Source organism: Gordonia sp. 'Campus' (assembly GCF_022206305.1).
Taxonomy (GTDB): Bacteria; Actinomycetota; Actinomycetes; order Mycobacteriales; family Mycobacteriaceae; genus Gordonia.
Genome location: NZ_JAKOIW010000002.1, coordinates 103986 through 126930 on the forward strand (window position 1 = coordinate 103986; position 22945 = coordinate 126930).

21 protein-coding genes are annotated in these 22945 nt (G+C 67.4%); 17 read left to right on the plus strand and 4 right to left on the minus strand.

Features of this window, described 5'->3' with window-relative positions:
• The first annotated feature begins 122 nt into the window (after positions 1 to 122).
• From MAY35_RS02500 to proB, 14 genes are all read left to right on the plus strand, one after another.
• The gene (locus tag MAY35_RS02500; protein WP_308192429.1) at positions 123 to 722 is read left to right on the plus strand and encodes an ATP-dependent Clp protease proteolytic subunit; all 600 of its coding nucleotides are present in this window, start codon (positions 123 to 125) and stop codon (positions 720 to 722) included.
• A gap of 63 nt (positions 723 to 785) precedes the next feature.
• Positions 786 to 1484 carry an ATP-dependent Clp protease proteolytic subunit gene (locus MAY35_RS02505; protein WP_281063076.1) on the plus strand — a complete coding sequence of 233 codons (699 nt, stop codon included), beginning with the start codon at positions 786 to 788 and terminating at the stop codon, positions 1482 to 1484.
• A gap of 324 nt (positions 1485 to 1808) precedes the next feature.
• Positions 1809 to 3089: an ATP-dependent Clp protease ATP-binding subunit ClpX gene (clpX, locus tag MAY35_RS02510; RefSeq protein WP_238419058.1), complete on the plus strand. Its 1281-nt coding sequence runs from the start codon at positions 1809 to 1811 to the stop codon at positions 3087 to 3089.
• A gap of 135 nt (positions 3090 to 3224) precedes the next feature.
• Entirely contained in the window at positions 3225 to 3848 is a 624-nt protein-coding gene (locus MAY35_RS02515) for a molybdenum cofactor guanylyltransferase (protein ID WP_238419346.1), read from the plus strand.
• A 69-nt stretch (positions 3849 to 3917) separates the two neighbouring features.
• Positions 3918 to 6614, plus strand: a complete 2697-nt coding sequence (locus MAY35_RS02520; protein WP_238419059.1) for a valine--tRNA ligase — start codon at positions 3918 to 3920, stop codon at positions 6612 to 6614.
• Positions 6611 to 8131, plus strand: coding sequence for a folylpolyglutamate synthase/dihydrofolate synthase family protein (locus tag MAY35_RS02525; protein WP_308192430.1), 1521 nt, complete (start codon positions 6611 to 6613; stop codon positions 8129 to 8131). The genes MAY35_RS02520 and MAY35_RS02525 overlap by 4 nt, the downstream gene beginning before the upstream one ends.
• On the plus strand, positions 8128 to 8517 hold the full coding sequence (locus tag MAY35_RS02530) for a DUF4233 domain-containing protein (RefSeq protein WP_238419060.1): 390 nt from the start codon (positions 8128 to 8130) through the stop codon (positions 8515 to 8517). The genes MAY35_RS02525 and MAY35_RS02530 overlap by 4 nt, the downstream gene beginning before the upstream one ends.
• 193 nt (positions 8518 to 8710) lie before the next feature.
• Complete coding sequence (locus tag MAY35_RS02535; RefSeq protein WP_238419061.1) at positions 8711 to 9175, plus strand: hypothetical protein; 465 nt, start codon at positions 8711 to 8713, stop codon at positions 9173 to 9175.
• 38 nt (positions 9176 to 9213) lie between these two features.
• Positions 9214 to 9630, plus strand: coding sequence for a nucleoside-diphosphate kinase (ndk, locus tag MAY35_RS02540; protein WP_238419062.1), 417 nt, complete (start codon positions 9214 to 9216; stop codon positions 9628 to 9630).
• Between the two features lie 425 nt (positions 9631 to 10055).
• Positions 10056 to 13766: a translation initiation factor IF-2 N-terminal domain-containing protein gene (locus MAY35_RS02545; RefSeq protein ID WP_238419063.1), complete on the plus strand. Its 3711-nt coding sequence runs from the start codon at positions 10056 to 10058 to the stop codon at positions 13764 to 13766.
• A gap of 275 nt (positions 13767 to 14041) precedes the next feature.
• Positions 14042 to 14353, plus strand: coding sequence for a 50S ribosomal protein L21 (rplU, locus tag MAY35_RS02550; protein ID WP_238419064.1), 312 nt, complete (start codon positions 14042 to 14044; stop codon positions 14351 to 14353).
• Between the two features lie 40 nt (positions 14354 to 14393).
• A complete protein-coding gene (rpmA, locus tag MAY35_RS02555; protein WP_238419065.1) occupies positions 14394 to 14657 on the plus strand; it encodes a 50S ribosomal protein L27 in 264 nt (87 codons plus the stop codon).
• A gap of 94 nt (positions 14658 to 14751) precedes the next feature.
• On the plus strand, positions 14752 to 16221 hold the full coding sequence (gene obgE, locus MAY35_RS02560) for a GTPase ObgE (RefSeq protein ID WP_238419066.1): 1470 nt from the start codon (positions 14752 to 14754) through the stop codon (positions 16219 to 16221).
• Entirely contained in the window at positions 16218 to 17372 is a 1155-nt protein-coding gene (gene proB / locus MAY35_RS02565; RefSeq protein ID WP_238419067.1) for a glutamate 5-kinase, read from the plus strand. Before obgE ends, proB begins: the two co-directional genes overlap by 4 nt.
• A 12-nt stretch (positions 17373 to 17384) precedes the next feature.
• Here proB and MAY35_RS02570 read toward each other — a convergent pair whose 3' ends face one another.
• The 4 genes from MAY35_RS02570 to ectA all read right to left on the minus strand — a co-directional run bounded on the left by MAY35_RS02570 (position 17385) and on the right by ectA (position 20719).
• Positions 17385 to 18263 (minus strand): Sir2 family NAD-dependent protein deacetylase, encoded by an 879-nt coding sequence (locus tag MAY35_RS02570; RefSeq protein ID WP_374237911.1) that lies wholly within the window; start codon positions 18261 to 18263, stop codon positions 17385 to 17387.
• Positions 18264 to 18321: 58 nt separating this feature from the next.
• A complete protein-coding gene (locus MAY35_RS02575; RefSeq protein ID WP_101818662.1) occupies positions 18322 to 18753 on the minus strand; it encodes an ectoine synthase in 432 nt (143 codons plus the stop codon).
• On the minus strand, positions 18750 to 20021 hold the full coding sequence (gene ectB, locus MAY35_RS02580; protein WP_238419068.1) for a diaminobutyrate--2-oxoglutarate transaminase: 1272 nt from the start codon (positions 20019 to 20021) through the stop codon (positions 18750 to 18752). Before ectB ends, MAY35_RS02575 begins: the two co-directional genes overlap by 4 nt.
• 170 nt (positions 20022 to 20191) lie before the next feature.
• The gene (ectA, locus tag MAY35_RS02585) at positions 20192 to 20719 is read right to left on the minus strand and encodes a diaminobutyrate acetyltransferase (protein WP_238419069.1); all 528 of its coding nucleotides are present in this window, start codon (positions 20717 to 20719) and stop codon (positions 20192 to 20194) included.
• A 164-nt stretch (positions 20720 to 20883) separates the two neighbouring features.
• Between ectA and rsmD the strand changes: the two genes are divergently transcribed.
• From rsmD to MAY35_RS02600, 3 genes are all read left to right on the plus strand, one after another.
• Entirely contained in the window at positions 20884 to 21435 is a 552-nt protein-coding gene (gene rsmD, locus MAY35_RS02590) for a 16S rRNA (guanine(966)-N(2))-methyltransferase RsmD (RefSeq protein WP_238419070.1), read from the plus strand.
• Between the two features lie 30 nt (positions 21436 to 21465).
• The gene (coaD, locus tag MAY35_RS02595; RefSeq protein ID WP_238419071.1) at positions 21466 to 21954 is read left to right on the plus strand and encodes a pantetheine-phosphate adenylyltransferase; all 489 of its coding nucleotides are present in this window, start codon (positions 21466 to 21468) and stop codon (positions 21952 to 21954) included.
• A gap of 116 nt (positions 21955 to 22070) precedes the next feature.
• Entirely contained in the window at positions 22071 to 22922 is an 852-nt protein-coding gene (locus tag MAY35_RS02600; RefSeq protein WP_238419350.1) for a DivIVA domain-containing protein, read from the plus strand.
• The last annotated feature ends 23 nt before the right edge of the window (positions 22923 to 22945 follow it).

The window sequence follows — 22945 nt, forward strand, 5'->3', positions numbered from 1 at the left end:
GGAGTGTCCGCGGGTCTCGATTGGTTAGTGTCGGTGAGGACGTCATCAGACAGATCGGAAGCGTGTGCCTCACCCTCGTCGGTGTCGCACAGGTCATGACAACAAGGCAAAGGTAGGAATCCGTGAGTGAGCCGACCATCCACACACCCGCGATGAGTTCGGGTGTGGCTGGGTTGAACCTGACCGATTCGGTGTTCGAGCGTCTGCTGCGCGAACGCATCATCTTCCTGGGCACCCAGGTCGACGACGACATCGCCAACCGGTTGTGCGCCCAGATCCTCCTGCTCGCGGCCGAGGACCCGCAGAAGGACATCCACCTCTACATCAACTCGCCCGGTGGCTCGGTCACCGCGGGTATGGCCATCTTCGACACGATGCAGCTCGCCGAGTGCGACGTCGCGACGTATGCGATGGGCATGGCCGCGTCGATGGGGCAGTTCCTGCTCGCCGCCGGCACCAAAGGCAAGCGGCATGCACTCCCGCACGCCCGGATCATGATGCACCAGCCGTCCGCGGGCATCGGCGGCACCGCTGCCGACATCGCGATCCAGGCCGAGCAGTTCGCGCTCACCAAGAAGGAGATGAACCGGCTCAACGCCGAGTTCAGCGGTCAGCCCCTGGAGAAGATCGAGGCCGACGCCGACCGCGACAAGTGGTTCACCGCGGAGCAGGCCCTGGAGTACGGCTTCGTCGACAAGGTGATCTCGCGTCCGGGTCAGTGACCCGCATCCGGTGATCGCGCGATCCAGCCACCCACGAGCCACCTCTACTCAATGGAGCAACACATGACCAACTCCCTTTCCCTCGACGGCATGCCGGCCGAGGTCGCCGCCGGAATCCCCGCGTCGGCGCTGGCGCTCAAGAACATCGAAGCGCGCTACATCCTGCCCCAGTTCATCGAGCACACCCCGAACGGCCAGCGGCAGTACGACCCGTACGCGAAGCTGTTCGAGGAGCGGATCGTGTTCGTCGGCACCCCCATCGACCAGGTCGTGTCGAACGACGTGATGGCGCAGCTGCTCGTGCTGGAGTCCCAGGATCCCGACCGCGACATCACGATGTACATCAACTCGCCCGGCGGCAGCGTGCCCGACATGCTCGCCATCTACGACACGATGCAGTACGTCCACTGCGACATCGTGACCGTCTGCCTCGGCGAGGCGGCGTCGGCGGCGGCGATCCTGCTCGCAGGCGGAACGCCCGGAAAGCGCGCGGCCCTGCCGAACGCGACGGTGCTCATCCACCAGCCGCGCACCGGTGGCGCCTACCAGGGGCAGGTGTCCGACCTCGAGATCCAGGCCGCCGAGATCGAGCGCATCCGCGACCGTCTCGACGAGATCCTGGCGGGTCACACCGGTCAGGACAAGAACAAGATCCGCAAGGACACCGACCGCGACAACATCCTGACCGCCGCCGCGGCCAAGGAATACGGGATCATCGACGAGGTCTTCGAGTACCGCAAGAAGTCGATGAAGCGCTCGTGACCCGTCGGCCGTCCTCGTGGCGGCCACGGTTCCGGTGACGGAACCTCAGACGATTCGTCGGCAACGATCCCTCGGCGATCGATCCCGCGGTGATCGATCCCGCGGTGATCGATCCCCGGCGACGAATCACGAGCAATCAGTACAGAAGTCCCGTTCATTTTCTGTCGCGACATTTGGCCTTATCGGTCGAAGTTCGAGCGGCACGCGGGTACCGTCGGGTTACTGGGCATCGGCGATGTCGATCAAATGACCCATGCCCGGCTGCGTGCGACGCGACGGACCAGACACGACAGCCCGGCAACGAGGAAGTAGGTAGAGCACGAGATGGCACGAATCGGAGATGGCGGCGACCTGCTCAAGTGCTCTTTCTGCGGCAAGAGCCAGAAGCAGGTGAAAAAGCTCATCGCCGGTCCCGGCGTCTACATCTGCGATGAGTGCATCGACCTGTGCAACGAGATCATCGAAGAGGAGCTCGCCGAGAACGGCGACGTGAAACTCGACGAGCTGCCCAAGCCGGCAGAGATCCGAGACTTCCTCGAGAAGTACGTCATCGGTCAGGACACGGCGAAGCGGACGCTGGCAGTGGCGGTCTACAACCACTACAAGCGCATCCAGGCGGGGGAGAAGAAGGACGCCCGCACGGGTGAGACCGTCGAGCTGATGAAGTCGAACATCCTCATGCTCGGACCCACCGGGTGCGGCAAGACGTACCTGGCCCAGACCCTGGCGAAGATGCTGAACGTCCCGTTCGCGATCGCCGACGCCACCGCGCTCACCGAGGCCGGTTATGTCGGTGAGGACGTCGAGAACATCCTGCTGAAGCTGATCCAGGCTGCCGACTACGACGTGAAGCGTGCCGAGACGGGAATCATCTACATCGACGAGGTCGACAAGATCGCGCGCAAGAGCGAGAACCCGTCGATCACCCGCGATGTGTCCGGCGAGGGTGTCCAGCAGGCTCTGCTGAAGATTCTCGAGGGCACCCAGGCGTCGGTGCCGCCCCAGGGGGGTCGCAAGCACCCGCATCAGGAGTTCATCCAGATCGACACGACGAACGTCCTGTTCATCGTGGCCGGCGCCTTCGCCGGACTCGAGAAGATCGTGTCCGAGCGGGTCGGCAGGCGCGGACTCGGCTTCGGCCAGGAGGTCGCCAGCAAAGACGAGGTCGACACGTCCGATCAGTTCGCGGACGTGATGCCGGAAGACCTGATCAAGTTCGGTCTGATCCCGGAGTTCATCGGCCGACTGCCGGTTGTCGCCTCGGTGACCAACCTGGACAAGAAGTCACTCGTCAGCATCCTGTCCGAGCCGAAGAACGCGTTGGTCAAGCAGTACACGCGCCTGTTCGACATGGACAACGTCGAGTTGGAGTTCACCCAGGACGCGCTCGAGGCCGTGGCCGATCAGGCGATCCACCGCGGCACCGGTGCCCGTGGCCTGCGCGCGATCATGGAAGAGGTCCTGCTCCCGGTCATGTACGACATCCCCAGCCGAGACGATGTGGAGAAGGTCGTCGTCACCGGAGAGACGGTGCGGGACAACGTTCTGCCGACCATCGTTCCACGCAAGGCCGCCAGCGACGAGCGGCGCGACAAGACCGCCTGAGACACAAGCAGTTTCGAATAACGAGAGATCCCCGTCCGGTACCCGGGCGGGGATTTCTCGTGTATGCCGATCCGGCCCCGTCGGGGCCGCCGATCCCGCACACTGGACGCTGTGACGGAACACACGGGATCGGACATGTCGGGGCTCGCGGGAATCGTCCTGGCGGGCGGACGCTCGAAACGCATGGGAAGCGACAAGGCCGCGCTGGATTGGCAGGGCGAACCCATGCTGGCCCGGGTCGTGCGCGTGGTGGCGCAGCGGTGCGACCCGGTGCTCGTGGTCGCCGGAGAGTCGTCGGCGGCCTTTCGCGGTATCGACGACATCCGGGACCGGGCGGCTCCGGGGATCGATTCGTCGAAGGTGCGGTGGGTGACCGATGAGCAGGAGGGGGCAGGTCCGCTCGGCGGCCTCGTCGCCGGACTCGCCGCCGCTGCTGCCGCCGGTGCCGAGTTCGCATTCGTGTGCGCGACGGACATGCCGCTCATCGCAGGAGAGCTGATCGACGAACTGTGTCGCGGTCTGACCGGGTCCACTCAGGCCGTCATCGCCCACGATTCGCAGCGCGACCACCCCATGGCCGGCGTGTACCGAACGGATGCCGGACCGGTGATCGCCGAGATCGTGGCCGGGGGAGAACGACGCATGCTGGGTGCGATCGAAGCCCTCAACACCCACCGGGTGGGCGTGTCCGACCCCGACTGGCTCGTGAACGTCAACGCGCCGGAGGACCTGCACAGGTTGCGGGTGTCGGCGGGCTGAGCGTCGCCGGCGCGTCCCAACCCGACGCCGACGGGTCCCGGGCGAGGTGGTGCCCGGCGGAAACATAGAATGGCGCCCGTGACATCACCCGACCAGACTTCCGCGCCCGAGACAGCGTCGACCCGGACTGCCGTGCCCGAGACCGGGCTGCCCAAGTCCTGGGACCCAGCTGACCACGAGGCGTCGCTCTACCAGGGCTGGGTGGACGCCGGATATTTCACCGCGGACGCGGCGAGCGACAAGCCGCCGTTCTCCATCGTGATCCCGCCGCCGAACGTCAACGGCTCCCTGCACATGGGACACGCCTACGAGCACGTGTTGATGGATGCGCTCTCACGACGCCGCCGCATGCAGGGCTACGAGGTGCTGTGGTTGCCCGGGATGGACCATGCCGCGATCGCGATGCAGACGATGGTCGAACGCAAGCTCGCCGCCGAGGGCAAGACACGCGACGACCTCGGCCGGGAGGCGTTCATCGAACGGGTCTGGGCGGAGAAGGCGGAGATCAGCGGCAACATCGGCGAACAGATGCGCCGCCTCGGTGACAGCGTCGACTGGTCGCGCGAACGCTTCACCATGGACGAAGGTCTGTCGCGGGCCGTGCACACGGTCTTCAAGAAGATGTTCGACGACGGCCTGATCTATCAGGCCGAGCGTCTCGTCAACTGGTCGCCGGTGCTCAAGACCGCGGTCAGTGACATCGAGGTGAGTTACGCCGACGTCGAGGGCGAGCTGGTCAGCTTCCGCTACGGGTCGCTCGACGACTCCGAGCCGCACATCGTCGTCGCGACGACGCGCCTGGAGACGATGCTCGGCGACACCGCGGTCGCAGTGCACCCCGACGACGAGCGTTACGCCTCCCTCGTCGGAACAGAGCTGCCACACCCGTTCCTCGACCGCATGATCCCCGTCGTCGCCGACGACTACGTCGACCCCGAATTCGGCAGCGGCGCAGTGAAGATCACGCCCGCGCACGACCCCAACGACTTCGCCCTCGGCCAACGGCACAACCTGCCGATGCCCACGATCATGGACGCCTCGGCGCGGATCGCCGACACGGGAACGCAGTTCGACGGCATGGACCGGTTCGAGGCGCGGGTCAAGGTCCGTGAGGCCCTGGCCGCTCAGGGGCGCATCGTCAAGGAGGTGCGTCCGTACCTGCACAGCGTCGGACACTCCGAGCGCACCGGCGAGCCCATCGAACCGCGGTTGTCGATGCAGTGGTGGGTGGATGTCTCCTCGCTGGCCGCCGCCGCGGGCGACGCCGTGCGGGACGGGTCGACGCTGATCCACCCGAAGTCGATGGAGCCGCGATGGTTCGCGTGGGTCGACGACATGCACGACTGGTGTATCTCCCGACAGCTCTGGTGGGGTCACCGCATCCCGATCTGGTACGGACCCGACGGCGAGGTCGTGTGTGTCGGCCCGGACGACGAAGCCCCCGAGGGTTACGTCCAGGAGACCGACGTCCTCGACACCTGGTTCTCCTCGGGTCTCTGGCCGTTCTCCACGATGGGATGGCCGGATCAGACCGCCGACCTCGAGAAGTTCTATCCCACCTCGGTTCTCGTGACCGGTTACGACATCCTGTTTTTCTGGGTGGCGCGCATGATGATGTTCGGCACCTACGTCGGCAAGGACCTGGGGCCGGGCAACGAGATCCCGTTCCACAACCTCTTCCTGCACGGCCTCGTTCGCGACGAGCACGGTCGCAAGATGTCGAAGTCCAAGGGCAACGGCATCGACCCGCTGGACTGGGTGGAGCGCTTCGGCGCCGATGCGCTGCGATTCACGCTGGCGCGAGGTGCGAACCCGGGCTCGGACATCTCTGTCGGTGAGGATCACGCGCAGTCGTCGCGGAACTTCGCGACCAAGCTGTACAACGCCACCAAGTTCGCCCTCATGAACGGTGCGAAGGTGGGCGAGCTCCCCGACGCCGCGGAACTCACCGATGCCGATCGCTGGATCCTCGGCCGGCTCGATCAGGTGCTGGCCGATGTGGACACCGGGTTCGAGTCGTACGAGTTCTCGAAAGCCTGCGAGGCGCTCTACCACTTCGCGTGGGACGAGGTGTGTGACTGGTACCTCGAACTCGCCAAGGTGCAGTTCGCCGAGGACGACGAGAAGCGTTCGGAGACAACGTCACTCGTTCTCGGTGCGGTGCTGGAGCCGCTCTTGCGCGCGCTGTCGCCGGTCATGCCGTTCGTCACCGAGGTGCTCTGGAAGACGTTGACGAGCGGGGAATCGCTCGTCGTCGCGTCCTGGCCGACGCAGTCCGGGCGCGAGTGGTCGACGGATTCGGCCGCGCGCGTCGACGACCTGCAGCGGCTGATCACCGAGGTTCGACGATTCCGCAGCGACCAGGGGCTGCGTCCGGGGCAGCGTGTCGCGGTCCAGTTCGAGGGTCTCAACGAGGCCGGTCTCGAACCGCTGCTGCCGTACGTGGCCTCGTTGGCACGCCTGGACCCGGCCGGGCCCGGTTTCACCGCGACCGCGACCATCGAGGTCCGCCTCAGCGTGGCCACCGTCGTCGTGGCGATCGACACCTCCGGGACCGTCGACGTCGAGGCCGAGCGCAAGCGTCTCACCAAGGATCTCGCGGTGGCCGAGAAAGAGTTGTCGACGACGTCGGCGAAACTCGGCAACGAGCAGTTCCTGTCGAAGGCGCCCGACAACGTCGTCGCGAAGATCCGCGACCGTCAGCGGATCGCGACCGAAGAGGTCGAGCGGCTGAACGCGAAGCTGGCGAGTCTGGCCGGCGCGTGAGCGACGAAACGGGCTTCCCCGAAGAAGATCCCGCCGTGGTGGGCGACGACCCCCTGGGCTTGTCGGCGATCCTGGGCGAGGACGAGCCGGAGGAGCCGCGCGAGGTCGCCCCGTTGCGGGTGACCGACAGTGCCGATGATCTGGCCGAGTTGGCCGAGGTCGAGGCCGAACTCGACACGAGGTGGCCGGAGACCAGGATCGAGCCGTCGCTCACCCGGATCGCCACCCTGATGGATCTGCTCGGTTCGCCGCAGCACGGATATCCGGCGATCCACATCGCGGGAACAAATGGCAAGACATCGGTGACCCGGATGATCGACGCGCTGATGTCGGCGTTGCACCGGCGGACGGGCCGGATCACGAGTCCGCACCTGCAGCGCGTGACCGAGCGGATCTCCGTGGACGGCAAGCCGATCGCCGCCCGCACCTACATCGACACGTACCGAGAACTCGAGCCCTACATCACGATGGTCGACGACTCGTCCACCGCCGCAGGCGGTCCGCGGATGAGCAAGTTCGAGGTTCTGACCGCGATGGCGTATGCAGTGTTCGCCGAGGCGCCGGTGGACGTCGCCGTGGTGGAGACGGGTATGGGCGGCCGGTGGGACGCCACCAACGTCATCGACGCGGCGGTCTCGGTCATCACGCCGATCGCGATGGACCACGCCGACTACCTCGGCGACACACTCACCGCCATCGCGGGGGAGAAGGCGGGCATCATCAAACCGGGTGAGACGGACACCCCCGGTGCGGTCGATCCCGTCACCGTCATCGCCGAGCAGACCCCGGAGGTGATGGAGGTCCTGCTGCGTGCCGCCGTCGACGCCGGAACCGTCGTCGCCCGACAGGGCTCGGAGTTCGCCGTCCTCGACTCGGTCATCGCCGTCGGCGGTCAGATGCTGCGCATCCAGGGCCTCGGCGGCGTCTACGACGAGATCTTCGTGCCGCTGCACGGAGCACATCAGGCGGCGAATGCGGCACTCGCACTGGCGGCCGTCGAGGCGTTCTTCGGCGCGGGGCCCGACCGGCAGCTCGACATCGACGCCGTCCGTGCGGGGTTCGCCTCCGTCGCCAACCCGGGCCGGCTCGAGCGGCTCCGCAGCGCGCCGACCGTCTTCGCCGACGCGGCGCACAACCCGCATGGTGCCGGCGCCCTGGCGCAGGCGCTCGCCGAGGAGTTCGATTTCCGCCGCATCGTCGGAGTCGTCGGAGTGCTGGGCGACAAGGACGCCCGCGGACTGCTCGAAGCGCTGGAACCGGTACTCGACGCGGTGGTGGTCACCGACAACGGATCGCCCCGCGCACTCGAACCCGAGACACTGGGCGAGTACGCCAGAGAGGTCTTCGGTGAGGAGCGTGTCGTGATCGCACCGTTCCTGCCGGATGCGGTCGAGCAGGCCATCGCGCTCGCCGAGGAGGCCGACGGTGAGCGGGTGTCGGGAGCCGGGGTCGTCATCACGGGCTCCGTCGTGACCGCCGGTGCGGCGCGCACCCTCTTCGGTAAGGAGCCCTCATGACCCGCTACACCCCGCCCACGAACGATCCGTGGAAAGGGCTGCGGGGCGTGATGGCCGGGACGATGATCCTCGAGGTCATCGTGGTGATCCTGGCGTTCCCCATCGTGTGGCGTCTCGGTGATGGCCTGACGTGGTTGTCGGGTGGTTACCTGACGGTGGTCCTTCTCGCGATGATCGCGGCGGCCGGGATGCAGGGCCGTCCGCAGGCCCTGACCATCGACCTGGCACTGCAGGTCGCGCTCATCGTCGGGGGTGTCTTCCACTGGTCGATCGCGGTGGTCGGGGTGATCTTCGGCTCGGTGTGGCTCTACATCCGCTACATCAAAGCCGATGTGGAGAAGCGGATGGAGCGCGGCATGCTCCCGGGCCAGGAGCCGATCGACTAGTTCTGGTCATCTGACCAGGTGCGTTCGCGTTGATCAGGTCGGCCTTTGGTGATCGCAACACCTGTGGCCGGACCGTTATCGGCGAACTGCGTCGGACTCGGAAGGTTGCTGTAACAATGGCCCAAGCCGCGGGGGCGATCGGGTCGCTTCCTCGCGCCTTGAACCATCGCCGACACCCATCGTGAGGACATACGTGCAGTTTCAACTCCGCCGGACCGCCAACTCCGACCACGGCCGCCGTGCCCCGGCGTGTTCCTCGCTTCTCCTCGCCGGCGCCGCTCTCGCACTGGCCGTGCCCGCAGCAGCGTCCGCAGAGCCGGCGCCGGACCAACCTCCGGTCGGAATCGCCAACCTGATCGGTGTGCCTGCGGCCGACGCGCCGGTTCCCGTCGGGCCGGGGGAGTTCAGCTACATCGCGACGCACGCGATCACCGAGCGCGCCGCGTCGATGAAAGCGCCGGAAGCGATTGCCAGCATGCCGGTGCCCGCCCAGTACCGGCCGGCCAATCTGGCTCTGGCACAACAGTTCGACATCGCCCTGGCGGGCGCGCTCGCCTCACCCGGCGGGTGCCTGCAGATCGTCGTCGACCCGCGGGCACGTAGTGGCAGCCTGTTCAACTACGGCTTCTTCCCGGTCGCAGGCGAGTACTGCTCCTGACCGTCTGGTTCGCCGGGCCGGTCGATAAGGTGGCAGGCGTGACTGAACGCACTCTCGTACTCATCAAGCCGGACGGCGTCGAACGCGCGCTCATCGGCGACATCATCAGCCGCATCGAGCGCAAGGGACTGACCCTCGTGGCGCTCGAGCTCAAGACCGCAGGCGACGAGGTCGCCCGAGGTCATTACGCCGAACACGAGGACAAGCCCTTCTTCGGGTCGCTGCTCGAGTTCATCACCTCGGGGCCTCTCGTCGCCGCGGTGCTCGAAGGTCCGCGTGCGATCGCCGCGTTCCGGCAGATCGCGGGCGGCACCGACCCCGTCGAGAAGGCGGTGCCCGGCACCATCCGTGGTGACTTCGCGCTCAACACCCAGTACAACCTCGTCCACGGGTCCGATTCGCCGGAATCGGCCGAGCGCGAGATCGCCCTCTGGTTCCCCGAACTCGCCGGCTGACCGGTCACTCAGCTCGACGCGCGCCGTCAAACGCTCATCCTTTGCGGTCATCAGACCGCGGTGTGGGATACTTGCACAGTTATCGCCGACACACTTTGTCGACGGCAACCGGATGACGCGCCCTGGTTCCGGCGCGTCGCGGTGTAGCACCGCTGCACCGCGACGCACGTAACCGCAGCTGACCCCACCGAGGTTCGCACTGCTGCCAGCAGCCGAACACTCAGGTTCTCCCTGTGCCCGGTGGCGTGGAAAGCGTCCGGGGATGCGGTCATCGACACAGCAAGAGCGTGGTCGGGTGATCCGCAGGTCGGATCGTCATGATCACGCGCAGACCACACAACACCGGTCCTGTTCGGACCGGGACACAGAGCAGACCCCCGCGTGGCCGCGTCAGCCCGACGCGCCCGGGGGTTCGAGGAGACTGAGTGACCGACAACGGGTCGCCGGCTGACGCGAACGCAGCGTCAGAACCGGCGGAGGAATTTCCGACCAAACTTCGTGTGCACGCACTGGCCCGCTTCCTGGGCCTGACCAGCCGTCAGGTGCTCGCGCACCTGGCGTCGCTGGGGGTGCAGACCCGCAGCCCGCAGTCGAGTGTCGACCGCGACCTGGCCAAGGCGGTGGCCGAGCGGGTGCGTGCCGAGTCCGCCGAGTCCGCCGAGACCGCCGACGCGGCCGGGAGTTCCCAGACGGTGAGCCCTGAGCCAGAAGCCCGGGAGCCAGAAGTCCGGGAGCCAGAAGTCCGGGAGCCAGAAGTCCGGGAGCCAGAAGTCCGGGAGCCAGAAGTCCAAGAGTCCGAAGTCCAAGCGCCTGAACCCCAGGCGCCGGCATCCACGGCTGCTGAGTCTGAGGCCGAGACCAAGGCGTTGGAGACCCAGGCGTCGGAGGCCCCGGCGTCCGAGGTCACAGGGGCCGGGACCTCGACGGGCGGTGCCGGCCCAGACGAGGGCATGCCGACGCTGTTCTCGGCGGCATCGTCGCAGTTCGATGCGCCGGTGGTCGCCGCCGCATCCGAAGGAGACGCAGGCGTCGGGACGCAGCCACTGTTCCTGCAGCCGCAGGCGCCCGCCGAGAAGCCGAAGTCGGCACGCCCGAGCCGCGCCAAGGCCAAGTCCGACACCGCGAACAGCGACACCGGGACTCGTTCCCAGGACGGCGCCGAGACCGCCGACGGGTCCGAGACCCGTGAGTCGCGGGCCGACGAGCCCGCCACCGCCAAGGCCGAGGACTCGCCCGCCGGGAACGAAGCGGTCACCGAGGACTCCCGTTCGGATGTGTCCGCTCCCGACGATTCGCGCTCGGACGATTCCGGCTCGGATGACTCTGATTCAGACGATTCGGGTTCGGATGATTCGGGACAGGATGATTCGGGACAGGGCCGGGCGCGTCGGCGCCGTCGCGGACGCCGGGGCCGCGGACGGGGCCGGGGTGACCAGGGCGACTCGGACGACACCGACAGCCAGGACCCCGACGGCCAGGACGCCGAGAGCCGAGATTCCGCCAGCCGGGCCTCCGACAGCCAGAAGTCAGATGACGCCGACACCGACGGTGGCGTGGACACCGACGACACCGACAAGTCGCCGTCGGACAACTCGTCGAGTGCGGAAAAGTCCGGCCCGAAGTCGTCGTCGGACGACGCCGCCGGAGACGACGAGTCGCAGACCGACGCGGCAGACGATGCCGAGTCCGAGGACGGGCGCCCGTCCGGTAAGCGCACGCGCCGCCGCAGCCGCCGGTCGAGTACCGACAAGAACGATCCTGACAAGAGCGAGCCCGACAAGAGCGATTCCGACAAGAGCGATTCAGACAAGGGTGAATCGTCCAAGGGTGAGCAGCCGTCGGAGGGCGCCGATGACGCCGACTCCCGGGACGGTTCCGACGACTCGACCGATGACGACGACTCGTCGTCGACGCGTCGCCGCCGTCGCCGTCGCCGCCGCAAGGGCGGAGGCGATTCTGACGAGGCATCTGCCGACGATCCGCCGAACACCGTGGTCCACGAGCGCGAGCCACGCAGCAAGCGTGCCCGTGACGAGGTCCAGGGGATCTCGGGATCGACGCGACTCGAGGCGAAGCGCCAGCGCCGCCGCGACGGTCGCGATGCGGGACGCCGGCGGCCGCCGATCCTGACCGAGTCCGAATTCCTGGCCCGGCGCGAGGCCGTCGACCGTGTGATGGTCGTCCGGGAGCGGAGCGCCAACACCCAGATCTCGGACGGCGACGGGCACGAGCACACCGCGGTGGAGGACTACACCCAGGTCGCGGTACTCGAAGACGGTGTCCTCGTCGAACATTTCGTCACGACGGCGACGTCGTCGTCGATGGTCGGCAACATCTACCTCGGACGGGTGCAGAACGTCCTGCCGGGTATGGAGGCGGCCTTCGTCGACATCGGCCGCGGCCGCAACGGCGTGCTCTACGCCGGCGAGGTGAACTGGGACGCCGCCGGACTCGACGGTGGTTCGCGAAAGATCGAGCAGGCCCTGAAGCCCGGTGACAACGTGCTCGTCCAGGTCAGCAAGGATCCGGTGGGGCACAAGGGTGCCCGCCTGACCACTCAGATCTCGCTGGCCGGCCGGTACCTGGTGTACGTGCCGGGCGGATCGTCGACCGGTATCAGCCGCAAACTGCCCGACGTCGAACGCAAGCGACTGAAGCAGATCCTGGCCAAGCTCGTCCCCGACGAGGCCGGGGTCATCATCCGCACGGCCTCCGAAGGTGTCAGCGCCGAGGAGCTCGGCGCCGACATCGCGCGCCTCGAGTCGCAGTGGAAGGCCATCGACGAATCGGTCACCCAGGCGAAGAAGGGTGGCGCCTCGGCGCCGAAGCCGCTGTACGAGGAGCCCGACCTGCTGGTTCGGGTCGTCCGCGACCTGTTCAACGAGGACTTCAAGAAGCTCGTCGTCGAGGGCGAGAAGGCGTGGAACCTCGTCGAGGGCTACGTCGGTTCGGTGGCCTCCGACCTCATGGAGCGCGTCGAGAAGTTCGAGAAGCCGCATGCCGACGCGCCCGATTCGTTCGTCGTCCACCGCATCGACGAGCAGCTCGCCAAGGCCCTCGACCGCAAGGTGTGGTTGCCCTCGGGCGGCACGCTCATCATCGAGCACACCGAGGCCATGACGGTCGTCGACGTCAACACCGGAAAGTTCACCGGCTCGGGCGGAAACCTGGAAGAGACGGTGACCCGCAACAACCTCGAGGCGGCCGAGGAGATCGTGCGCCAGATGCGGCTGCGCGACATCGGCGGCATGATCATCGTCGACTTCATCGACATGGTCCTCGAGTCCAACCGGGACCTCGTACTGCGCAGGCTCACCGAGGCGCTCGCCCGTGACCGCACTCGCCACCAGGTGTCGGAGGTCACGTCGCTCGGGTTGGTGCAGATGACGCGCAAACGTCTGGGTACCGGGCTGCTCGAGGCCTTCTCCACCACGTGCACCTCGTGCAACGGGCGCGGGATCATCGTGCACGCCAACCCGGTCGAGGTGAAGACCGATGACTCGGCACGATCCGATGGTGCCGGTTCCAAGCGGTCGCGACGTGGCAAGAAGAAGGCAGAGCCGCAGCCGGACGCCAAGCCGGCGGTCGCCGCAGCCCCGGCCCACAAGCCCGCGGAGCATCCGATGTTCCGGGCGATGGCCGCGCACACCCACGACGACGAGCATGAGGACGCCCACGGACATGTGGACGCACCTCGGACGGAGTCGGTCGAGAGCGAGCCGACCCCGGCAGAGTCATCGACAGAATCCGCGGCGCCCGAGGCCGTGACCAGCGCAGCCGCGCCGACCGAGGTCGTGGAGGCTGGGGTCGTGCACGCGGAGGTCGCGCCGGCCGGGCCGACACAGGACGAACCGGTATCTGCGGCCGCGACGGTGTCCGCGGACGGGTCCGGGCAGGCAGACGGACAGGCTCCGGCACCGGCGCGACGCCGGAGGCGGGTCGTCCGGCGTCCGGCCCAGACGACGACTGCTCCCGAGAACGTCGTGATGACCGCCGTCGACGTGGTCCCCGAGACCCCGCTGACGACGTTCGGGCCGATGTCCTCGGAACCGGCGGAAGCCGTGGTCGCGGTCCGTCGTCGACCCCGCAAGCGCAGCGCAGGACGACCCGCCGGGCCGCCGCCCGCCGACGCCTGAGCATTCGAGGATGCGGGACCGTGGGCGAGTTTGACCCGACCGCCGCCGGTCCCGTAACCTTGCAAAGTCGCCTCCCGCGGAGGGTCTGCGCTGTTCTGCCTGCTCCGGCACGGTAACGGTGCGAATTCCGTCGGCAGGTCTTCGGCGCGAACCGCAGCCACCCCCGTCCCCGTGACCGGGCGCCCTGCGGCCCGCGCCGGCACGCACAACACCAACGCCCGGGGCGCGCTCGTCGCGCCCGGGGTCCGATAAGACGAGTAAGAGGAAGAGCTTCGATGGCAACGTACGCGATCGTCAAGACCGGCGGAAAGCAGTACAAGGTCGCTGAGGGCGACACTGTCAAGGTCGAGAAGATCGACGAGAAGGTCGGCGCCACGGTGAGCCTGCCGGTCGCGTTGGTCGTCGACGGGTCGGACCTGACCACCGATGCCGACAAGCTGGCGAAGATCTCGGTGACCGGCGAGGTCGTCGAGCACGTCAAGGGCCCCAAGATCCGCATCCACAAGTTCAAGAACAAGACCGGCTACCACAAGCGTCAGGGCCACCGTCAGAAGCTGACGGTCCTCAAGGTCACCGGCATCAAGTAGTTCGACGCAGCTTCGAAGTAGACCTCAGGAGGACTGACACATGGCACACAAGAAGGGCGCGTCCAGCTCGCGCAACGGTCGCGATTCCAACGCCCAGCGACTCGGAGTGAAGCGCTTCGGCGGCCAGCAGGTGAGTGCAGGCGAGATCCTGGTCCGCCAGCGCGGCACCAAGTTCCACCCCGGCGTCAACGTCGGTCGCGGTGGAGACGACACCTTGTTCGCGCTCGCCGCAGGTGCGGTGGAGTTCGGCTCCAAGCGCGGCCGGAAGACGGTCAACATCGTCCCGGAACCCGCTCAGGTCTGACCCGAGCACCGGCACGACACAGCCTTTCCAGGGCGGGCAGGGTCATTGCGTACCCTGCCCGCCCTGGTTGTTTTTCACGGAAGAAGGAATTTCGATGTCTCGGTTCGTCGACCGCGTGACCATCCACGTCGCGGCGGGCAACGGCGGCCACGGCTGCGCGTCGGTGCACCGCGAGAAGTTCAAGCCTCTCGGCGGGCCGGACGGCGGCAACGGTGGTAACGGCGGTTCGGTGCGTCTCGTCGTCGACCCGCAGGTGCACACCCTCCTCGACTTCCACTTCCACCCGCATGCCAAGGGTTCCAACGGCAAACCGGGCGCCGGCGACAATCGCGACGGCGCCACCGGCGACGACCTCGTCCTCAAGGTGCCCGACGGCACCGTCGTCCTCGACGAACGCGGCACCATTCTGGCCGATCTGGTCGGGGAGGGTACTACCTTCGAGGCCGCCCAGGGTGGTCGCGGCGGGCTCGGCAACGCGTCCCTCGCATCGAAGGCGCGCAAGGCGCCCGGATTCGCCCTGTTGGGGGAGGAGGGGCAACAGCGCTCACTCGTCCTCGAGTTGAAGTCCGTGGCCGACGTCGGGCTCGTGGGCTTCCCGTCGGCGGGCAAGTCATCCCTGGTGTCGGTGTTGTCGGCGGCCAAGCCGAAGATCGCCGACTATCCGTTCACCACCCTGGTGCCGAATCTCGGTGTGGTGCAGACCGCCGGCGACGTCTTCACGATTGCCGACGTCCCCGGCCTGATCCCCGGTGCGTCCACCGGGCGCGGGCTCGGGCTGGAGTTCCTGCGTCACCTCGAGCGCTGTGCGGTCCTCGCGCACGTGGTCGATTGCGCCACACTGGAACCCGGCCGTGATCCCATCTCCGACATCGATGCTCTCGAGGCCGAGCTGGCGGCGTATCGGCCCGCGCTCGACGCCGACCACGGACTCGGCGACCTCGCGTCGCGTCCGCGTGTGGTCATCCTCAACAAACTCGACGTGCCCGACGCCGCCGAGCTCGCCGACCTCATCGAACCCGAACTCGCAGAACGCGGCTGGCCGGTGTTCCGGATCTCCGCGGTCGCCCATGAGGGTCTGCGGGAGCTGAGCTTCGCCCTCGCCCGGATGGTGCGGGAGTACCGGGAAGCGCAGCCGCCGAAGACTCCTCGCCGCGCCGTGATCCGGCCCAAGGCCGTCGACGACGCGGGTTTCACGATCGAGACCGACCCGGACAACGAGGGCGGGTTCATCGTGCGCGGTACCCGCCCCGAACGCTGGATCGCCCAGACCCAGTTCGACAACGACGAGGCAGTCGGTTATCTCGCCGACCGGCTCAATCGCCTCGGGGTCGAGGACGAGCTGGTCCGCCGCGGTGCCGAACCGGGTGCGCCGGTCACCATCGGCGCGGTCACCTTCGACTGGGAACCCTCCACCCCGATGGGTGACGACGTGCCGGTGACCGGGCGTGGCACCGACATCCGGCTCGACCGCTCCGATCGGGTGGGTGCCGCCGAACGCAAGCAGGCGCGTCGATTGCGCCGCGGGTTGCCGGACGAGGACGGCGGCGAGCGGGACCTGCCGTGAGCGCCGGTGCCGCCGCCGGAACGAGCCCACGCGGCTCGGTTCGCGACCAGATCGCTTCTGCCCGAAGCATTGTCGTCAAGATCGGCTCGTCGGCGCTGACCGACCTCGCGGACGGTCTCGACCGCGACCGGCTCGACGCGCTGGCAGATGCGCTGGAGTCCCGGATGCGTACGGGGTCCGACGTCATCGTCGTGTCGTCTGGCGCCATCGGGGCCGGTATCGCGCCGCTCGGTCTGCGCAAGCGACCCACTGATCTGGCGACCAAGCAGGCTGCCGCGAGTGTCGGGCAGTTGGCACTGGCCCACGCGTGGGGCACGTCGTTCGGACGGTACGGCCGGACCGTGGGGCAGGTCCTGCTGACGGCGGACGACATCTCCAATCGCAGCCACCATGCGAATGCGCAGCGGACGCTGGACCGGTTGCGATCGCTGGGTGCCGTCGCTGTGGTGAACGAGAACGACACCGTCGCCACCAATGAGATCCGCTTCGGCGACAACGACCGTCTGGCCGCTCTCGTCGCGCACCTCTCGGGCGCCGACGCCCTCGTCCTGCTCTCGGATGTGGACGGGCTCTACGACGGCGACCCGCGGAAGGTCGGGATCGACGGTCGGCGGGCGCGCCTCATCCCGGAGGTGCACGGACCCGAGGACCTCGACGGCGTGATCGCAGGCTCAGGCGGCGCCCTGGGCACCGGCGGCATGGCGTCGAAACTGGCCGCGGCGCGGCTGTCGGCCGACGCCGGTGTGCCGGTGCTGCTCGCCGCGGCGTCGTCGGCGGCGCAGGCACTGGCCGACGCCTCGGTGGGAACGGTCTTCGCCGCCCGCCCCGAGCGACTGTCGGCCCGCCGGTTCTGGGTCCGGCACGCCGCCGACGCCCGCGGCCGCATCATCCTCGACGACGGAGCCGTGGCCGCGGTGTCGCAGCGTCGACGCTCGCTGCTCGCCGCGGGGATCGTCGGAGTGGAGGGTCGCTTCTTCGAGGGCGACGTCGTCGAGCTCGTCGACCGACACGGCGCGGTGCGGGCCCGCGGGGTCGCCGCCTACGGGGTGGACGATGTGACGTCGATGGTGGGGCGCTCCACGAGCGCGTTGCCGCCGGAACTCCAGCGTCCCGTGGTGCATGCCGACGACCTGGTCGTCGTTGCGCGCTGACCCCCGGACGGGTCAGAACGTCGCGAGCGCGGGGAGTACGAACCCGGCCTCGTGGTCGATCTTCAACACTGCGAGTTCATCGGCGCGGGTCACGCCGCGGTTGACGATGATGAGGGGCTTGCCTGCGCGGTGAGCCCGGCGGGCGAACCGCAGCCCGGACATGACCGTCAGCGACGAACCGACCACGATGAGCGCGTCAGCGTCGTCGACCACCGAATAAGCCTCGTCGACAACATCTTTCGGAACGGTCTCACCGAAGTAGACGATGTCGGGCTTGAGGATTCCGCCGCAGTTGGCGCAGTCGATCATGGCGAAGTCGGAGGTGTCGGCGAGGGTCGTGTCGGCGTCGGGGGCCACCTCGATCGCTCCCTGACCGCGGACGCGTTCGGCGAATCCCGGGTTCGCCGCCTCCAGCAGAACCGCCAGCTGGTGCCGTGAGATGCGCCAGCCGCAGTCGAGGCACCGGACGCGTCCGTAGCAGCCGTGCAACTCGATGACTCCGCGTGTTCCGGCCTTGGTGTGCAGCATGTCGACGTTCTGGGTGAGGACCCGCGTCACCCGGCCTCGGCGTTGAAGATCGGTGAGCGCGAGATGTGCGCTGTTCGGCAGGGCCGCGTCCATGTGCCGCCAGCCCAGGTGATTGCGAGCCCAATAGTGGCGTCGGAAGTCCGCCGACGACAGGAACATCTCGAGGGTCATCGGGGTGCGGGGCGGCGAGCCCGGACTCCGGTAGTCGGGGATGCCCGAGTCGGTGGAGATGCCGGCGCCGGTCAGCACCGCGACACGGCGGCTGGCCAGGATGTCCGCGGCCAGGGCGATGCGGTCCTCGACGTCGTCGTCGAGCGGGGTGTGCTCGGCGGGGGTGGTTCCGAGCTGGAGACGAGTACGCACCCTGCCCAGGATAGGCAGGGTGCGTACTCGAGTGTTCGTTGCGCGCGGGCCGCAGACGTCAGGAAACGGGTTCCTCGGCGTGCTTGCCGGACGGTTGCGGGACCGCCACCAGCGGATACACGCCGTTCTCGTCGTGCACCTCGGTGCCGACCACCGGCGGGTTGAACACGCACAGCATGCGCATCTGCGTATCGGCGGTCACGGTGTGCCGTTCGTGCCCGTTGAGCAGATACATGGTGCCGGGAGCCAGGGGATAGGTCTCACCCGTCTCGCGATCGAGAAGGTTGCCGGTGCCCTCGACGAGCCAGACCGCCTCGACGTGGTTGGCGTAGTGGAACTCGTTCACCGAACCGGCCTTGATGGTGGTCTCGTGGAACGAGAAGCCCACCTGGTCGCCCCCGAGCACGATGCGCTTGGAGACCCAGTTGCCCTTCGGGTCGGCGACCTCGCGTTCGGTACCGGTGATCTCTTCTGTGGTGCGGACGATCATCCGATCACCTCCTTGACTGCGTCGGACAGGATGGTCAGGCCGCGGTCGAGGTCCTCGCGGGAGATGGTCAGCGGCGGGAGCAGCTTGACGACCTCGTCGGACGGACCCGACGTCTCGGCCAGGAGCCCCGCGCCGAAGGCCGACGCGCAGACCTTGCCGGCCGCGGTGTGGTCTTCGAAGGCGAGTCCGCGCACCATGCCGCGTCCGCGGGTCGTGATGCCCTCGTAGCGGTTGCACAGGTCGGTGAAGACCTCGTGGATGCGCTCACCCTTGGCGTGGATGTCACGGGTCAGGTTGTCGTCGGACCAGTAGGTCTCGATTGCCTTCGCGGCCGTGACGAACGCGGGGTTGTTGCCGCGGAACGTCCCGTTGTGCTCACCCGGGGTCCAGACGTCCAGTTCCGGCTTGAACAGCGTGAGAGCGAACGGCAGGCCGTACCCGCTGATCGACTTCGACAGCGTCACGATGTCGGGCTTGATGCCGGCTTCCTCGAACGAGAAGAACTCGCCGGTCCGGCCGCAACCCATCTGCACGTCGTCGACGATCAGCAGGATGTCGCGTCGCTGGCACAGGTCGGAGAGGGCCCGAAGCCACTCGGGGCGGGCGACGTTGACGCCACCCTCGCCCTGCACCGTCTCGACGATGACCGCGGCGGGACGGTTGAGACCGCTGCCCGAGTCGTCGAGGACGCGCTCGAACCAGTGGAAGTCCTCCATGACGCCGTCGAAGTAGTTGTCGAACGGCATCGGGGTCGCGTGGACGAGCGGGATGCCCGCGCCGGCACGCTTCATGGAGTTGCCGGTCACCGAGAGCGAACCGAGGGTCATACCGTGGAATGCGTTGGTGAAGCTGATGATCGACGTGCGACCGGTGACCTTGCGGGCCAACTTGAGTGCGGACTCCACCGCATTGGTTCCGGTCGGTCCCGGGAACTGGATCTTGTAGTCCAGGCCACGCGGCTCGAGGATGTGATCGGTGAACTTCTGGATGAAGTTGCCCTTGGCCACGGTGGCCATGTCGAGACCGTGGGTGATCCCGTCGGCCTCGATGTACTCGAGAAGCGCCTTCTTCAGGACCGGGTTGTTGTGCCCGTAGTTCAGCGAACCGGCACCGGCGAAGAAGTCGAGGTACTCGCGACCCTCTTGGTCGGTGATGTACGAACCCTTGGCCGTGGTGAACACAGTCGGCCAGTTGCGGCAGTAACTGCGAACCTCGGATTCGTGGGTGGTGAAGACGGAATCGTCGATGGTGGTGTCGAGAAGTTGCATGATCGTGCTTCCTTCTGTTGTGACAGAGAACTTTCAGGCCTATTGCGGTGAAACCTGTTGCGCGACGGCCTTGTCGACCGAAGCTGCAGTACAGCTCTGCGTGGTGGGTACCCGAAGTGGTGCCCGATACCGCCGGGATGGCGGGATATGCGAGAGGGATCTCGTCCGAGTCAGGGCTCGGGGATCTCCGGTTCCAGCATGTACAGGTCCTCGGGTTCGTGCGAATCCGGGAATGTGTTCGCGGGGAACAGATCTCGCCGCTCGAACCGCAGGCCGCGAGCCTTGGCGACCGATGCGAACAACCGCTGCGAAGCGACGTTGTCCGGGCTTATGGTCGTGTGCATCGCGACCATGCCCTGCTTGTTGGCGCGATCGAAGAGCTGGTGCAGCATGGTTCCGGCGACTCCATGGCCGCGGGCGTCGTCGTCGACGGCGACCTGCCAGACCATCAGGGTCGACGGGTCGTTCTGCCTGCGGTATCCGGTCACGAAACCGACCGGGCGGCCGTCGACCTCGGCCACGATGGAGGTCGTGGCGAAGTCGTGGCACCAGAGGACGTAGGCGTAGCTCGAATTGACATCGAGAACCTTTGAGTCCGAAGCGATTTCCCAGAGGCGGGTGCCGTCGTCGACCGTGGGCTCACGGTAGTCGACAGCGAGGGTGGTTGTTGGGGCCGTTCTTGTGTGGGAAGGGCTCATAACGCATTTGACGTTAACAACGCGTGTCGGCGAAGTCATGCATCGGTCGAAATTGCCCCCCGGATCGCCTACCTTACGCCTGATCAGGCATGCAATGTGAAGTGAGTCACAAAGACGTGATTCAGGGTTGGTCGCAAGGGGGTTTCGGGTTGCAGAATGGCCGGATGACGAGGATCATCGCCGGCCGGCTGCGAGGCCGCCGGCTGCGCGTGCCGGACGAGGGAACGCGCCCCACCTCCGACCGGGTTCGGGAGTCGCTGTTCAACCTGCTCGCCGCGAGGTTCGGCCTCGAAGGTCTGTGGGTGCTGGATCTCTACGCGGGTTCCGGGGCGCTCGGCATCGAGGCGATCTCCCGCGGCGCGGCCGGGGCGACCTTCGTCGACTCCAACCGGCGGGCCGTGGCGACGATCGCGTCCAATCTGAAGGCCTGCGGGATCTCTGCGGAGGCAATGGTCGCCACTCGGACGGTGTCGGCCTATCTGTCGTCGCCACCCGAGCGCCGGTTCGACCTCGTGTTCTCCGATCCTCCCTATGCCCTCGGGGCGGACCGCGTCGCCGACGATCTCGGGCTCCTGCTCCCGCGGCTCGCCGACGGCGCCCTGGTCGTGGTCGAGCGCGCGAGTCGGACATCAGGAGACGTGTGGCCCCCGGGCTTCGACGTCATCGCGGACAAGTCCTACGGCGACACCCGGGTGGAGGTCGGTCTCCGGGTCTGACGCCTCGCGGCCGGCCGGTAAGTTCAGCCCATGACGACGGCAGTGTGTCCCGGTTCCTTCGATCCCTTCACCCTCGGCCACCGATATGTCGTGGAGCGTGCGGCCGCGTGCTTCGACGAGCTGGTGATCACCGTGGTGGTCAACCCGAACAAGCGCGGGATGTTCAGTGTGGACGAACGCATCGCGCTCATCCGCGAGGATTGCGCCGACCTGGGCAACGTGCGTGTGGACCGCTGGGAGGGACTCCTGGTCGACTATCTGCGACAGGAGTCGATCCACACGATCGTCAAAGGCCTGCGCTCGGCGGTCGACTTCGACTACGAGGTGCCCATGGCGCAGATGAATCGCGAACTCGCCGATGTCGAGACCGTGTTCCTGCTGACCGATCCCCGCTTCGCGCATGTGTCGAGCTCGCTGGTCAAGGAAGTCGCCAAACTCGGCGGTGACGTCTCGCCCTTCCTGTCCGCGCACATCCACGAGCACCTCGCCCGGCAACTGTCCGGCGAGCGATCGGTCTGACCACGGTCCGACGCGACACACCCCATCCGCTTCACGAGTCACAAGCGCAACATTCGGCACAATAGTCACAGATTCACCAACTGTTGCAAACAGGCAAGCGCCGGATTGGGGTGGCTGTGTACCGGGTATTTGAGGCTCTCGACGAGCTCGTCGCGATTGTCGAAGAGGCGCGGAGTGTGCCGATGACCGCCGGGTGCGTCGTTCCACGCGGCGATGTACTGGAACTCCTCGACGACATCAAGGATTCGATCCCCGGCGAGCTCGACGACGCCCAGGACGTCCTCGATCAGCGCGACACCCTCATCGGGGATGCGCGCGAACACGCCGAGACGACGGTGGCGAAGGCCGACTCCGAGTCCGAGGCCGTGCTCGCGCACGCCCGCGCCGAGGCCGACCGCATCCTGTCCGAGGCGAAGTCCCAAGCCGACCGCATGGTCGACGAGGCCAGTGCCCACTCCAGTTCACTGATCGACGACGCGAGCGCCGAGGCTCATCGGCTGCAGACCAGCGCGGCACGCGAGTTCGAGGCGGTCACCGGTCGGGCACGCGCCGAGGCCCAGCGCACCATCGACGCCGCCAACAACTCCTACGACAAGTCGGTGGCCGACGGCATCGCCGAACAGCAGCGACTGGTTTCGGAGACCGAGGTCGTCGGTGCGGCCAAGTCGGAGGCCGAGCGGATCATCGACGCGGCCCACGCCGAGGCCGACCGCCTGCGCGGTGACTGCGATGTCTACGTCGACGAGAAGCTCGCCCAGTTCGAAGAGGTCCTCACCGGGACCCTGCGTTCGGTGAACCGCGGGCGGCATCAGCTGCGCACCGGGGCCGGCATGCACGACTACGTGGAGTACCCGCGCAGCGTCGACGAGCACGGTCGGGGCGACAACCGGGCCGACAACACCCGGTCGCGGGAGACCTCGACCCGCAACTCCTACGACCGCGATCAGGGCTCACCGCTCGCGGTGTGACGCACGGATCGCGCGTCCGCACC

What these genes read in the sequence shown, in the direction of transcription:
- MAY35_RS02520 (WP_238419059.1), top strand. Translation starts at nt 3,918, where the DNA reads ATGGCGCCCGTGACATCACCCGACCAGACTTCCGCGCCCGAGACAGCG.
- rpmA (WP_238419065.1), top strand. Translation starts at nt 14,394, where the DNA reads ATGGCACACAAGAAGGGCGCGTCCAGCTCGCGCAACGGTCGCGATTCC.
- MAY35_RS02530 (WP_238419060.1), top strand. Translation starts at nt 8,128, where the DNA reads ATGACCCGCTACACCCCGCCCACGAACGATCCGTGGAAAGGGCTGCGG.
- MAY35_RS02505 (WP_281063076.1), top strand. Translation starts at nt 786, where the DNA reads ATGACCAACTCCCTTTCCCTCGACGGCATGCCGGCCGAGGTCGCCGCC.
- ectA (WP_238419069.1), bottom strand. Translation starts at nt 20,719, where the DNA reads ATGAGCCCTTCCCACACAAGAACGGCCCCAACAACCACCCTCGCTGTC.
- rsmD (WP_238419070.1), top strand. Translation starts at nt 20,884, where the DNA reads ATGACGAGGATCATCGCCGGCCGGCTGCGAGGCCGCCGGCTGCGCGTG.
- MAY35_RS02575 (WP_101818662.1), bottom strand. Translation starts at nt 18,753, where the DNA reads ATGATCGTCCGCACCACAGAAGAGATCACCGGTACCGAACGCGAGGTC.
- MAY35_RS02515 (WP_238419346.1), top strand. Translation starts at nt 3,225, where the DNA reads ATGTCGGGGCTCGCGGGAATCGTCCTGGCGGGCGGACGCTCGAAACGC.
- rplU (WP_238419064.1), top strand. Translation starts at nt 14,042, where the DNA reads ATGGCAACGTACGCGATCGTCAAGACCGGCGGAAAGCAGTACAAGGTC.
- obgE (WP_238419066.1), top strand. Translation starts at nt 14,752, where the DNA reads ATGTCTCGGTTCGTCGACCGCGTGACCATCCACGTCGCGGCGGGCAAC.
- ectB (WP_238419068.1), bottom strand. Translation starts at nt 20,021, where the DNA reads ATGCAACTTCTCGACACCACCATCGACGATTCCGTCTTCACCACCCAC.
- coaD (WP_238419071.1), top strand. Translation starts at nt 21,466, where the DNA reads ATGACGACGGCAGTGTGTCCCGGTTCCTTCGATCCCTTCACCCTCGGC.
- clpX (WP_238419058.1), top strand. Translation starts at nt 1,809, where the DNA reads ATGGCACGAATCGGAGATGGCGGCGACCTGCTCAAGTGCTCTTTCTGC.